Source organism: Rhodococcus sp. IEGM 1366 (assembly GCF_033142425.1).
In the GTDB taxonomy this organism is placed as follows: Bacteria; Actinomycetota; Actinomycetes; order Mycobacteriales; family Mycobacteriaceae; genus Rhodococcus_F; species Rhodococcus_F globerula.
In genome coordinates this window covers 194,232-207,387 of sequence record NZ_JAWLRZ010000004.1, presented here as the reverse complement: position 1 = coordinate 207,387, position 13,156 = coordinate 194,232, and the positions used below count along the sequence as shown (strand labels likewise).

13 protein-coding genes are annotated in these 13,156 nt (G+C 63.1%); 5 read left to right on the top strand and 8 right to left on the bottom strand.

Going from position 1 to position 13,156, the window contains the following annotated elements; translation table 11 throughout:
- Genes R4P64_RS13690 through R4P64_RS13675 form a run of 4 tightly spaced genes read left to right on the top strand, consistent with a single transcriptional unit; the run spans position 1 to position 3,808 of the window.
- The gene (locus R4P64_RS13690; protein ID WP_033232967.1) at positions 1–1,287 is read left to right on the top strand and encodes a sulfate adenylyltransferase subunit 1; all 1,287 of its coding nucleotides are present in this window, start codon (positions 1–3) and stop codon (positions 1,285–1,287) included.
- Positions 1,288–1,291: 4 nt separating this feature from the next.
- Positions 1,292–2,047, top strand: a complete 756-nt coding sequence (locus R4P64_RS13685; RefSeq protein ID WP_317821248.1) for a sirohydrochlorin chelatase — start codon at positions 1,292–1,294, stop codon at positions 2,045–2,047.
- Between the two features lie 24 nt (positions 2,048–2,071).
- Positions 2,072–2,857, top strand: coding sequence for a DUF998 domain-containing protein (locus tag R4P64_RS13680; RefSeq protein WP_411742669.1), 786 nt, complete (start codon positions 2,072–2,074; stop codon positions 2,855–2,857).
- A 54-nt stretch (positions 2,858–2,911) separates the two neighbouring features.
- Entirely contained in the window at positions 2,912–3,808 is an 897-nt protein-coding gene (locus R4P64_RS13675) for a universal stress protein (RefSeq protein WP_045066976.1), read from the top strand.
- Between the two features lie 9 nt (positions 3,809–3,817).
- On the opposite strand, the gene R4P64_RS13670 is transcribed toward R4P64_RS13675, so the two are convergent.
- From R4P64_RS13670 to R4P64_RS13645, 6 genes are all read right to left on the bottom strand, one after another.
- Complete coding sequence (locus R4P64_RS13670; protein ID WP_033232961.1) at positions 3,818–4,855, bottom strand: sulfate/molybdate ABC transporter ATP-binding protein; 1,038 nt, start codon at positions 4,853–4,855, stop codon at positions 3,818–3,820.
- Complete coding sequence (gene cysW / locus R4P64_RS13665; RefSeq protein WP_033232959.1) at positions 4,852–5,658, bottom strand: sulfate ABC transporter permease subunit CysW; 807 nt, start codon at positions 5,656–5,658, stop codon at positions 4,852–4,854. The genes R4P64_RS13670 and cysW overlap by 4 nt, the downstream gene beginning before the upstream one ends.
- Positions 5,658–6,503, bottom strand: a complete 846-nt coding sequence (cysT, locus tag R4P64_RS13660; protein WP_033232957.1) for a sulfate ABC transporter permease subunit CysT — start codon at positions 6,501–6,503, stop codon at positions 5,658–5,660. Before cysT ends, cysW begins: the two co-directional genes overlap by 1 nt.
- Positions 6,504–6,510: 7 nt before the next feature.
- Positions 6,511–7,542 carry a sulfate ABC transporter substrate-binding protein gene (locus R4P64_RS13655; RefSeq protein ID WP_172936694.1) on the bottom strand — a complete coding sequence of 344 codons (1,032 nt, stop codon included), beginning with the start codon at positions 7,540–7,542 and terminating at the stop codon, positions 6,511–6,513.
- Between the two features lie 204 nt (positions 7,543–7,746).
- Positions 7,747–7,836 carry an Ms4533A family Cys-rich leader peptide gene (locus R4P64_RS13650; RefSeq protein WP_309599224.1) on the bottom strand — a complete coding sequence of 30 codons (90 nt, stop codon included), beginning with the start codon at positions 7,834–7,836 and terminating at the stop codon, positions 7,747–7,749.
- A 122-nt stretch (positions 7,837–7,958) separates the two neighbouring features.
- Positions 7,959–8,201: a hypothetical protein gene (locus R4P64_RS13645; protein ID WP_033233174.1), complete on the bottom strand. Its 243-nt coding sequence runs from the start codon at positions 8,199–8,201 to the stop codon at positions 7,959–7,961.
- 83 nt (positions 8,202–8,284) lie between these two features.
- Here R4P64_RS13645 and R4P64_RS13640 point away from each other — a divergent pair, with 83 nt between their 5' ends.
- Positions 8,285–10,243 (top strand): glycoside hydrolase family 15 protein, encoded by a 1,959-nt coding sequence (locus tag R4P64_RS13640; protein WP_411742668.1) that lies wholly within the window; start codon positions 8,285–8,287, stop codon positions 10,241–10,243.
- A 34-nt stretch (positions 10,244–10,277) separates the two neighbouring features.
- Here the strand turns inward: R4P64_RS13640 and R4P64_RS13635 are convergent, their stop codons facing one another.
- Both R4P64_RS13635 and lepA read right to left on the bottom strand, forming a co-directional pair.
- Positions 10,278–11,213, bottom strand: a complete 936-nt coding sequence (locus R4P64_RS13635) for a nitronate monooxygenase (protein ID WP_317821246.1) — start codon at positions 11,211–11,213, stop codon at positions 10,278–10,280.
- Between the two features lie 6 nt (positions 11,214–11,219).
- Complete coding sequence (gene lepA, locus R4P64_RS13630; RefSeq protein WP_033232951.1) at positions 11,220–13,112, bottom strand: translation elongation factor 4; 1,893 nt, start codon at positions 13,110–13,112, stop codon at positions 11,220–11,222.
- Between the last annotated feature and the right edge of the window lie 44 nt (positions 13,113–13,156).

The window sequence follows — 13,156 nt, the reverse complement described above, 5'->3', positions numbered from 1 at the left end:
ATGAGCGACTTGCTGAGACTGGCAACTGCCGGCAGCGTCGATGACGGAAAGTCCACCCTCGTGGGCCGCCTGTTGTACGACACCAAATCCGTTCTCGCCGACCAGATCGACGCCGTGACCCGCGCGTCGGTGGACCGCGGTCTCGACACCCCTGACCTCTCGCTCTTGGTCGACGGTCTGCGCGCCGAGCGTGAGCAGGGCATCACGATCGACGTGGCGTACCGCTACTTCGCGACCCCCAAGCGCACGTTCGTGCTGGCCGATACACCGGGCCACGTGCAGTACACCCGCAACACGGTCTCCGGAGCGTCGACGGCTCAGCTCGTGATCCTGCTGGTCGATGCCCGCAAGGGTGTCATCGCGCAGACTCGTAGGCACGCAGCGGTTCTCGCGTTGCTCGGTGTTCCCAAGCTGGTGCTCGCCGTGAACAAGATCGACCTCGTCGAGAACCCCGAAGAGGTCTTCACCTCGATCTCCGCAGAGTTCAACGAACTCACCAGCTCACTGGGCTGGGCAAGCGAAGACGTCGTCGAGATCCCGGTGTCGGCTCTGCACGGCGACAACGTCGCCATCCGCTCGGACAAGACCCCGTACTACACCGGCCCCACGCTGATCGAGCACCTCGAGTCGATTCCGGTCGACGCCGAGCCGCACCGCGTCGGCCTGCGCTTCCCCGTGCAGTACGTGATCCGCCCCCGCACGGCGGAGTTCCTCGACTACCGCGGCTACGCCGGCCAGGTTGCCGCCGGTTCCGTCGTGCCAGGAGACGAAGTGGTGATCCTGCCTTCGGGTACGCGCACCACTGTCGTCCGGATCGACACCGCCGACGGTGAACTGGATGTCGCTCACGCCGGGCGCAGCGTCACGCTGATCCTGGCCGACGACGTCGACGTATCCCGCGGCGACACCATCGCGTCGCCGTCGGACGCACCCGAGCCCATCGGCGAATTCGACGCCACCGTCTGCTGGCTGGCCGAGAAGCCGCTTCGCCCCGGTGCACGCTTGCTGCTCAAGCACGGCACGCGCACGACGCAGGCCATCGTCGGCAGCTTGGTGGAGCGCTTCAACGAGCAGGATCTCACCACGGATCAGGGCCCGGAAACGCTCGAGCTCAACGAGATCGGCAAGATCTCGATCCGGGTGGCCGAGCCGATCGTGGCCGACGACTACGCAGTGAACCGCCACACGGGCAGCTTTCTGTTGATCGATCCCGCTGGTGGAAACACTCTCGCAGCCGGCCTGGTCGGCGACGTCATTTCCGCTGTCGAATTGGGCGAGCGCGTCTAAGAAGATGGTTCCGCTCATTGCTGTTGCACACGGAAGCCGTGATCCCCGTTCCGCTCGGGCGATCACGGCTGCCGTGGCGGCTCTTCGTGAAGCCCAGCCAGGTCTCGATGTCCGGCTGGCGTTTCTCGATCTCAATGCGCCGTCCATCGATCAGGTCCTGGACGGTGTTGCACACGACGGCCACACTCACGCCGTTGTTGTTCCGATGTTGCTGGGCCACGCTTTCCACGCCCGCGTCGACCTGCCCGGGCTCCTCGCAGCGGCCACACTGCGCCACCCGCAGTTGACCGTGACCCAAGCCGAGGTACTGGGTCGTGACGATCGATTGATCGAGGCGCTGCGGGAGCGAATTCTCGAAGCCGGTGCGCATCCCGACGATCCGTCGGTGGGTGTAGCGGTTGCCGCGGTCGGCTCGTCCGACGCGGAAGCCAACTCCGCAACTGCCGAGATTCCCGGCGCCCTCGCTACCGGAACGAAGTGGTCCGGTGTTCGAGTCTGTTTTGCCACCTCGGCGCAGCCCAGCGTGGGGGCCGCAATTTCCGCACTCCGCGAAGGCGGCGCCAACCGCATCGTTGTTGCGCCATGGTTTCTTGCACCCGGCCTTCTGACCGATCGCCTCAGTGCTGCCGCAACTACCGCTTTCGACGGCACGGTTTTTGCAGACACCATCGGTGCCCACGCCCTGCTGATCGAGACGATGATCGACCGATACAACGCCGCTGCTGAAACTCTTCCCGGCCGGTTGGTTCGCTCCGCCTGAGCAATTTCACAGGCCGTTATCAGATTGTTACCGTACTGTTGGTTCCACCAACCAGTTGGGAGCAAGACGATCACTCACAATTTCCGTCTCGGCACCGCCGGCGTCGCCTGGGTCCTGTCCGTCCTGTATCTACTGGTCGAGATCCTCACAGCCGGCGCCTGGAAGACTCCCTACAGTTTTGCGCGTGATTCCATCAGTTCGCTGGGCGTCACAACCTGCAGCACCGATTCGTGTTCACCGCTACACGACGTGATGAATGCCGCGTTCATGATCCTCGGCGCACTCACCATTCTCGGAGCAGCGTTGCTGCACAAGTACATTCCGGACGGTCGCACGAAGAAATGGATTCTGGGACTGGCAGTCGTCGTGGCCTTGAGTACCGCTGCCACCGGAATGTTCCCCGCCAACGACGGAACCTTCGTCCACTGGACTGCTGTCCTGCCCGGATTTGTCGCCCGCCACGCCGTCCTCGTGCTTCTCACCGTCTCGTTCTGGAACCACCAGCGGTGGATCGCAGTGTGGTCAGGCCTGTGCGCGGCAACAGGACTCGTCGGTGCTGTCCTTCTCCTCGGCCGAACCCTCACCTTCGGGCTCGGCGAACGTCTGACGCTCTACCCGCTTCCCATGTGGATGGCCGTCACGGGCGTCGCAGCGATCCTCGCCCTGATGCGCAGAACCGTTCTGAAAAACGTCGACATGACACTTCTCGGTAACGGATTCATCACTGCCCTGCTGTCATTGCGGCCACGTCGATCGCTGCCCCCGGTCTCCACCGACGTGCTTGCCCGGCGGGCAAAGGCTTCCGTGTAGCGAACCCGAGGCGAGCAGGGACACACTGGAAGGAGGCGACGCGAGGAGACTCCCATGACCAGTGCATCTGTTCGACACGGAATCGTGGCCGGAATCGACGGCTCCCCCGGTGCGGTGAACGCTGCGCGATGGGCGGCGTCTGCGGCCCGGAAATTCGACGAGCCCCTACGCCTGACACATGTGCTGCGCGGACAACCGGATTTCAGCGAAGGCGGCGCCGTGACCGACGAAGAGATGTTCGATCGTCACGTCCGTACCGAAGGTGCGAAGTTGGTCGAGGAGGCCGAGAACGCCATTCGTGACGACCACACCGACGTCACCATCGAGCGTGTATTCGTCTCCGGCACCACGGCGGCAGCGCTCGTCGAACTCTCGAAAACCGCACGAATCCTCTCGCTCGGACAAGCCGGAACCACCGAGATGCAGTCGGTGTTTCTGGGATCCGACACGATCAGAGTGGTGAACCGCGCCCATTGCCCGGTGACCGTCTTCCGCGGCAGCAGCGACCACGCCACCACCGACACCAGGCCCATCGTCGTCGGTATCGACGGCAGCAAACTCAGCGAACTCGCCACCGGCCACGCCTTCGAGTTTGCGGCGTTTCTCGGTGTGCCCCTCGTTGCCGTCCACACCTGGAACGAACACGCCTCGCTCGGGGGCTACTCGGAAGCGCGGCGGTTCACCGATTGGGGTCCGTACGAGGAGCACGAAAACGCGCTGCTCTCCGAATGCCTCGCCGGCTGGACCGAGAAGTACCCCGAGGTCGAGGTCACTCGCAGCGTGCAGAGAAGTGGACCGATGAAGGCGCTTCTCGAACATTCAGCCGAGGCTCAACTTGTTGTCGTGGGAAGCCACGGTCGAAGCCCGTTCATGGCCTCGATCGTGGGATCCACCAGTCAGAGCCTCATTCACCACGCCCAGTGCCCGGTGATGGTGTGCCGTGAGGGGTGAGAAACCGCGTCACACCTGGCCGACGAGGCTCACAACCGTCGGAGAGTCCACCGGCTCTTCCGGAAGGTCCGGAACCCGAGTCGCACGGGCGTACACCGTCTCGCCGGCTTCCAAATGCAGGGCAGCACTGTCTCCGCGCGTGACCTGAGCTGAGAACAGCTCCCCCGTCGCTTCGTTGCGCAGGTCCACACGAACCTCGAAGCCCAGGTACACCACACGTTCGACTGTTGCCCGGGTGACGCCGAGCGATTCTGCGGTTCCGGCTTCCTGAGCGAGAGCCATGCTGGGGTCGCGGCCGAGCCGGATGTCGTGCGGGCGCACCAACTGGCCGTTGAGCTTGGCGACAGATCCGAGGAAGGACATCACAAAATCGTTGGCCGGGCGGTCGTAGAGGTCGGCAGGTTCACCGATCTGCTCGATCCGTCCCTTGTTCAGCACAGCGATGCGATCCGCGACATCGAGGGCTTCCTCCTGGTCGTGGGTGACCAGAACCGTCGTGACATGCACTTCGTCGTGCAACCGGCGGAGCCATGTGCGCAGGTCTGCGCGAACTTTCGCGTCCAGCGCGCCAAAAGGCTCGTCGAGCAGCAGCACCTGCGGATCGACGGCAAGGGCACGCGCCAATGCCATCCGCTGACGCTGACCACCGGAAAGCTGTGCCGGATAACGATGCTGGAAGCCGTCGAGGCCGACGATCTCCAGAAGTTCGTTGACTTTCTTCTCGATCTCCGGCTTCGGACGCTTACGGATCTTGAGACCGAACGCGACGTTGTCGCGAACCGTCATGTGCTTGAACGCAGCGTAATGCTGGAACACGAACCCGATGTCACGCTTCTGCGGGGAGACGCCGGTGACGTCCTTTCCCGCAATCGTGATGGTGCCGGAATCGAGTTGCTCGAGACCCGCGATCGACCGCAATAGCGTCGACTTGCCAGAGCCACTCGGCCCGAGCAGTGCGGTCAGGGAACCGGACGGGATGTTGACGGACACGTCGTCGAGCGCCGCGAAGTCACCGTAGTTCTTGCGCGCCCCGGTCACTGTGATCATGTGTTGCTCCTCTTGCGGTCCAGCAGCGTCATCAGCAACAGGACAATGATGGCGATGCCCATCAGCAGAGTAGCTGCCGAATACGCACCAAAGGTGTTGTGATCGTCGATGTATCGCGAATGCACGAGCAAGGTCAACGTCTGGGATACCCCGGGGAAGCCCGACGACACCATGATGACAGCTCCGAATTCACCGAGAGAGCGGGCAACGGTCAACACGATTCCGTAGGTCAAGCCCCACCGAATCGCGGGCAACGTGATGCGCCAGAACGTCTGCCACCCCGAAGCACCGAGCGTCGCCGCGGCCTGCTCCTGCTCGTCACCGATCTCGTGCAGGACGGGTTCGACCTCACGGACGACAAACGGCAACGTGACGAAGATGGTTGCGAGCACCATGCCAGGCAATCCGAAGATCACCTTGAATCCCAAGGACTCGATTCCGCCGAACCATCCGTTTGCGCCCCACAGCAGGATCAGCGACACACCGACCACAACAGGCGAGACCGCAAACGGCAGGTCGACGACGGACTGCAAAACACCGCGACCGGGAAAACGCCCGCGCACCAAGGCAAGTGCGGTGACAATTCCGAAGATCACGTTGATCGGTACCACGATCACCACGATGAGCAGCGACAGATTCAGTGCCGAAATCGCCGCAGGCGTCGTGATCGAGTCGATGAACGCGCCGATCCCGTTCTCGAACGTACGCGTCAAGATCACGCCGATCGGCACCACAAGAAGAACGAACAGGTACAGCAGCGCGACGGACCGCAGTCCGATCCGCGATTTCGTGGAAATGTTCATCAGCCGCGTTCCTCACGTCGTTGACCCCGAGAAGAGAAGAGACGCAACACGAACAGCGTCACGAACGCGATGAGCAGCAAGGCCACCGACACCGCAGCAGCATTGGTCGGACGATCGATTTCGATCTGCTGCTGAATGTACTGCGACGTCACCTGCGTCACGCGCGGAATGTTGCCGCCGATGAGAACCACCGAACCGTACTCACCGATCGCTCGCGCAAACGCCAGGCCGGCTCCTGAAATCACGGCAGGAGCCAGCGTCGGCAACACAACGGAACGGAAGATCGTCCAGTTGGACGCACCCAAAGATGCTGCCGCTTCCTCGACTTCACGATCGACCTCCATCAGAACCGGCTGCACCGAACGCACCACAAACGGCAGAGTCACGAATGCCAGCGCGACGATCAGGCCGGGCTGGGTTGCGTTGAGGTGAATGTCGATCGGTGACTGCGGCCCGTACAGCGACAGCAGCACGATCGACGCCACGATGGTCGGCAACGCAAACGGCAGGTCGATCATCGCGTTCACAATTCGCTTGCCCGGGAACTCGTCTCGCACAAGCACCCACGCGATGATCGTGCCCATCACGACGTTGATCAACGCCACGACGATCGAGGCGAACAGCGTCACCCGCAACGACGCCAGCGCGACCGGTGCGGTGATGGCGTCCCAGAACCCGGCGATACCGTCGTCGAAAGCGGTGACGGTCAGCGCCGCGAGCGGCAGCAGGACGATGATGGAAAGCCAGAGTGTGGCCACGCCGATGCCGAGTGGCCCGACGCTTCCCGTGACCCGCGCGAGTTTGGGTTTGCGGGTCACGGGTGTGCGTTCAATGGTGTCGGTCACGGCAGTCTTACTTGGTTGCGTTGTCGTAGATTACGGCGATGGAACCGGTGTCCTTGGTGAACAGTGTGGAGTCGACGGTCTTCCAGCCACCCAGATCCGTGATGGTCCACAGCTTCGTGGGCTCCGGGAACTTGTCGGTGAACTCGGCGGCAACCGCGGGATCAACCGGGCGGAATCCTGCTTCGGCCCACAGCTTCTGGCCCTCGGTGGTGTAGAGGTAGTCCTTGAACGCCGTTGCCTGCTCCAGAACCTTGCTGTTCGACAGCACAGCGACCGGATTCTCGATCTTGAACGTCGTCGGCGGGGTGACGTGCTCGACCGGATCACCGTTGCCCTCGATGAACAGTGCTTCGTTCTCGTAGCTGATCAGAACGTCGCCGCTGCCCTGCAAGAAGGCTTCCGATGCTTCGCGGCCCGACTTCGGCTGGATCTTGACGTGGTCGTTGACGAGCGCGGTGATGTAGTCGAGGCCGGCCTGCGGGTTCTTGCCGCCGTCACTCTTTGCCGCGTACGGCGCCAACAGGTTCCACTTGGCCGAGCCCGAACTGAACGGGTTCGGGGTGACAACCTCGAGGCCGGGCTGGAGCAGGTCGTCCCAGTCCTTGATGCCCTTCGGGTTTCCGGGACGCGTCACGATGGTGACAACCGATCCGAACGGAATTCCGTTGTAGGCGTCCTGATTCCAGTTCTTGTCCACCAGGCCCGCGTCGACGAGACGCGTAATGTCGGGCTCGACGGAGAAGTTGACGAAGTCGGCTTCCGCGCCGTCCTTCACCTTGCGCGACTGGTCGCCGGAGGCGCCGTACGACGGGTTGAACGCAACGTTCTTCCCGTCTTCCGTCTCCTGGAAGGCGGGAATCAGCTTGTCGAAGCCGGGCTTCGGGACCGCGTAGGCAAACAGGTTGATCGTGCCGGCGCTACCGTCGCTGGCAACCGTATCGGCACCGACGGTATCGCTCGAGCCACCGCTGCACGCTGTGAGTACCACGGCCCCCATGGTCGCGATAGCAGTGAGGAGTGTGCGGGAACGGCGTTTCATTGCAGATACCTTCCGAGAGGGCTGACAGAAAAGGGCTGACACAGCGTGAAAGTCCGAGACCTCTGGGGCTGAATCCATCGGAATGTTCGGACATGAAGAGCCGACGGGGCTTTAAGATGCCCATGGTCGGGGGGCGCGAACTACGCGCAGAAGAGTTCGAGCGGGGCGCACGTGCGCCACCGAGAAATTCGAACTACAGGGAAATCAACAACAGGCGACGTCAGCGACGTCAAGCATGCCGACAGCGATCAACGCCAACTGGTGGCGGATCTGGGGAGCTGCTGCTTCGGACACGTCGAGGACTCTAGCAGAGCATTCCGGCGGTCTCGAATCGAATCTCTAACGAGTGAGAAGCCACGCCACGATACAAAGAAGGATCAGGGCGATCAGTGCAAGAGTGACCCGTGAGCGGGGCATCAGTTTTCCTCGACTTCTCTGAAAGATTTCTCGGGGGTTTTCTCGGAGATTGCCGCTGGGGTGCGTCGTAGCCACTCGAAGACCGGCGACGACAACACTGCTGACAATCCACGATCCAGACCGATCGCGATGCCGGCACACAGTGGAACAACAACGGCAAGGACCAACACGACCTGTGGGATGAAGGGAAGGCCGGCAATCCACAGCTCCACGCCGTCCCACCAACCCGCAATTCGTTCCACGCTCATCACCCTATCGTTCGCCGCCGCGGGCACCGAACGACTGCGGAGTGGACGTGCCTCAGATCTGGCCGGACAATGTCCGAATGAGTGTCGACGACGAAGTAATGCAGGCCGTCCCCTCCACCACGGCAGGCCACCACCGAAGCACCTTCCCACCCATCGACGACTACGCATTTCTGTCCGACTGCGAGACATCCTGCTTGATCGCCCGGAACGGATCAGTGGAGTGGATGTGCGTCCCGCGTCCCGACTCTCCGAGCGTCTTCGGCGCGATCCTGGATCGCAGTGCAGGGCACTTCCGGATCGGCCCGTACGGCCAGAACGTTCCGGCAGCTCGCCGCTATCTTCCCGGTGGGCTCATTCTCGAGACCACCTGGCAGACGGAGACGGGATGGCTGGTCGTGCGCGACGCGTTGGTTCTCGGCCCGTGGCACAACGTCGACAAGCGTTCCAGCACTCATCGGCGCACACCCACCGACTGGGATGCAGAACACATCCTGCTCCGCACTGTGAAGTGCGTCAGCGGCACTGTCGAACTCGAAATGAGCTGCGAACCGGCCTTCGATTACCACCGGGGTGCCGCAATCTGGGAGTACACCGGCAAGGTGTACGAGGAAGCGACGGCCACGTGCCATTCCTCGCGGCCCGGCGATCATCCGTCACTGCGCCTCACCACCGATCTGCGCCTCGGACTCGAGGGGCGCGAAGCCCGTGCCCGCACCCGGTTGGTCGAGGGCGACAACGCGTTCGTCGCGCTGTCGTGGTCCGAACTGCCGTCGCCGCAGACCTTCGACGAAGCCGCCGAGATGATGTGGCAGACCGCAAAATCGTGGCGCGAATGGGTCACCATCGGCAAGTTCCCCGACCATCCGTGGCGGGCATACCTCCAGCGCAGCGCACTCACCCTCAAGGGGCTCACCTATGCCCCCACCGGCGCCCTCCTTGCCGCCTCCACGACATCTCTCCCGGAAACACCTGGCGGAGAACGTAACTGGGACTACCGCTACGCGTGGGTTCGCGATTCCACCTTCGCACTCTGGGGCCTCTACACCCTCGGACTGGACCGCGAGGCCAACGATTTCTTCAACTTCATCTACGACGTCTCCAGCTCCGACCACGGGAAACCACACCCGTTGCAAGTCATGTACGGCATCGGCGGTGAGCGAACCCTCGAGGAGTCCGAACTGAGCCACCTGTCCGGCTACGACGGTGCCCGGCCGGTACGGATCGGCAACGGCGCGTTCGACCAGAAACAGCACGACATCTGGGGCACCATGCTCGACTCGGTGTATCTCCACATCCGCACCCGCGAGCGTGTCCCCGAAGCATTGTGGCCGCTCCTCAAGCGGCAGGTCGAGGAAGCCATCAAGCATTGGCGTCAACCCGACCGCGGGATCTGGGAAGTGCGCGGCGAACCGCAACACTTCACGTCGTCGAAGATCATGTGCTGGGTTGCTCTCGACCGCGGCGCCAAGCTCGCAGAAATGCAGGGCGAGAAGAGCTTTGCGCAGCAGTGGTCCGCCATTGCCGACGAGATCAAAGAGGATATCCTCACTCACGGCGTCGACTCTCGTGGTGTGCTCACCCAGCGATACGGGCACAACTCACTCGACGCGTCGCTGCTTCTCGCGCCGCTCCTGCGTTTCCTTCCGGCCGACGATCCCCGCATCCGGGCAACCGTGCTTGCCATCGCCGACGAACTCACCGAAGAAGGCCTGGTTCTGCGCTACCGCGTCGAAACCACCGACGACGGATTGAGCGGCGAGGAAGGCACATTCACCATCTGTTCGTTCTGGTTGGTCTCGGCGTTGGTCGAGATCGGCGAACTCGAGCGCGCGAAGCACCTGTGTGAGCGTCTACTCGGATTTGCCAGCCCGCTCAAGCTCTACGCCGAGGAGATCGACGCACACACCGGCCGTCATCTCGGAAACTTCCCGCAGGCATTCACCCACCTGGCATTGATCAACGCCGTGGTGCACGTGATCCGCGCCGAGGAGGCCGCCGAAGCCGGCGCATTCCAGCCTGCGCACAACGCGACGTAATCCCCTGCTGTGCGCCTTTCTCAACCGCCCGCGGTTAAGAAAGGCGCACAGCAGATAGGTGGCGCTCCGCATCCGCGCCGATCCGCCGAACCACGTCACCGGCGGGGTGAGTTCCATGCACGAGTCCCACCGCTTCTCCGGCATACACGACGCCGTTGTTCGGATCGGACGGGTCGTATGCCTTTGCGAGAGTGTCCTCATCGGCATCGACGCCGTCCCACGCTGCCGTGAAGTCGTTGGCGATGGCTCGGCCACCCCAACGCTGCGGCCACGGCTGACTGCGCGCTCGGTCGAACACGGACGTGTAGACGGTGTCCGCACTCCCGGCTTCGACGACGCGATCACGCGCGTAATCCGGGCCGACGGTTTCGGGGCTGGCGAGCAACGCGGTCCCGATCATCACGCCCTCCGCGCCGGCAGCAAGAACCGCCGCCAGACCACGTCCGGTCCCGATCCCACCCGCAGCGAGCACCGGCAGCGAGGTTGCTTCGAGGATCTCCTGCAGCAGAGGCAACGTCCCGATGCGGCCGGTGTGCCCGCCGGCCTCACCGCCCTGCGCGATGACGGCGTCCACTCCCGCGGCCTCCACGATACGAAGGTCCTCGAGCGTATTGATCTGTGACACAACAGGAATCCCGGCATCGTGGATGCGGCCGACATAGGCGGCGGGATCACCGAACGACAAGGTGATCATGGTCGGTTTGACCGCGATCGCGGTGTCGAGCATCAATTCGTTCTCGGGCAGTGACCACGTCATGAGCCCGACACCGAATTTCCCGCCGATCGAGCGAGCCACGTCGGCTTCGGCCTCGATCCACTCGGGTGTGTTGTACCTGGCCGCCCCCAGCAGACCCAGCCCACCGGCAGCGGAGACCGCGCCGGCGAGGGCACCACCGGCCCGCCCACCCATGGGTGCCCCGAGTACGGGGATCTCGATTCCGAATTCTCGGGACAACCAGGTGGTGATCATGCGCTCCTACTTCTTGGGCTTCTCGCCGACCGATTCGGATGTCAGTGCTGCCACGAATGCTTCCTGCGGAACCTCGACGCGGCCGATGGTCTTCATCCGCTTCTTGCCTTCCTTCTGCTTCTCGAGCAGCTTGCGCTTACGGCTGATGTCGCCGCCGTAGCACTTGGCAAGGACGTCCTTGCGGATAGCGCGAATGTTCTCGCGCGAGATGATCTTCGCGCCGATCGCGGCCTGGATCGGAACCTCGAACTGCTGACGCGGGATGAGCTCGCGCAGCTTCGATGTCATGCGGCCACCGTAGGCACCGGCGTTGGAGCGGTGAACGATCGAGGAGAACGCGTCGACGGCCTCGCCCTGCAGCAGAATGTCGACCTTCACCAGGTCTGCCTGCTGCTCGCCGGCCTCTTCGTAGTCGAGGCTGGCGTAGCCCTTGGTGCGGGACTTGAGCGCGTCGAAGAAGTCGAACATGATCTCGCCCATGGGCAATTCGTAGCGCAGTTCGACGCGGGTCTCCGACAGGTAGTCCATGCCGCCGAGCTCACCACGACGCGACTGGCACAGCTCCATGATGGCGCCGACGTACTCGCTCGGCGCGATGACGGTGCACTTGGCGACCGGCTCGTACACTTCACGAACCTTGCCTTCGGGCCAGTACGACGGGTTGGTGACGATGACCTCGGACCCGTCTTCCATCACGACGCGGTACACGACGTTGGGCGCCGTGGAAATCAGTTCGAGACCGAACTCGCGCTCGAGACGGTCACGGGTGATTTCCATATGCAGCAGTCCCAGGAAGCCGCAGCGGAAACCGAATCCCAGAGCAACCGATGTCTCGGGCTCGTACGCCAGGGCCGCGTCGTTGAGGCGGAGCTTGTCCAGAGCGTCACGCAGCACGGGGTAGTCCGAGCCGTCCATCGGGTACAGACCCGAGTAGACCATCGGCTTGGGATCGCGGTAGCCGACGAGCGGTTGTGTGGCGCCGTTGCGCGTTGTGGTGACGGTGTCACCGACTCGCGACTGACGAACGTCCTTCACACCCGTAATGAGATAGCCCACCTCGCCGACGCCCAGACCGATACTGGCCTTCGGCTCGGGCGAGATGATGCCGACCTCGAGCAGTTCGTGCGTGGTGCCGGTGGACATCATCGTGATCTTCTCGCGCGGACGGATCCGGCCGTCGACAACGCGCACGTACGTGACCACGCCGCGATACGCGTCGTAGACCGAGTCGAAGATCATCGCGCGAGCCGGACCGTCAGCATCGCCGACGGGTGCGGGAATCTGCACGATTACTTCGTCGAGCAGTTCCTTGACGCCCATGCCGGTCTTACCCGAGACGCGCAGGACATCGCCGGGTTCACAGCCGGTGATATGCGCAATTTCCTCGGCATAACGGTCGGGATCGGCAGCCGGGAGGTCGATCTTGTTGAGGACGGGAATGATCTTGAGATCCTTCTCCATCGCCAGGTACAGGTTGGCCAGTGTCTGAGCTTCGATGCCCTGAGCTGCGTCGACCAGCAGGATCGCGCCTTCACACGCTTCGAGCGCACGCGAGACCTCGTACGTGAAGTCGACGTGGCCGGGGGTGTCGATGAGGTGGAGGACAAACTCTTCACCGTTGACAGTCCAGGGCAGGCGCACATTCTGGGCCTTGATGGTGATGCCACGTTCGCGCTCGATGTCCATGCGGTCCAGATACTGCGCGCGCATCGCCCGCTCTTCGACCACGCCGGTGAGCTGCAGCATGCGGTCTGCCAGCGTCGACTTACCGTGGTCGATGTGCGCAATGATGCAGAAGTTCCGGATCTGCGCAGGATCCGTAAACGTCTTGTCGGCGAAGCTGCTGATGGGGGACCCCTTAATCGGACCGGCACCGGCCCGGATCCGGGCCACTGTCAACCCTTAGGATATCCAAGTCTCACCGCCGCCGCGCCAGCGGTTCC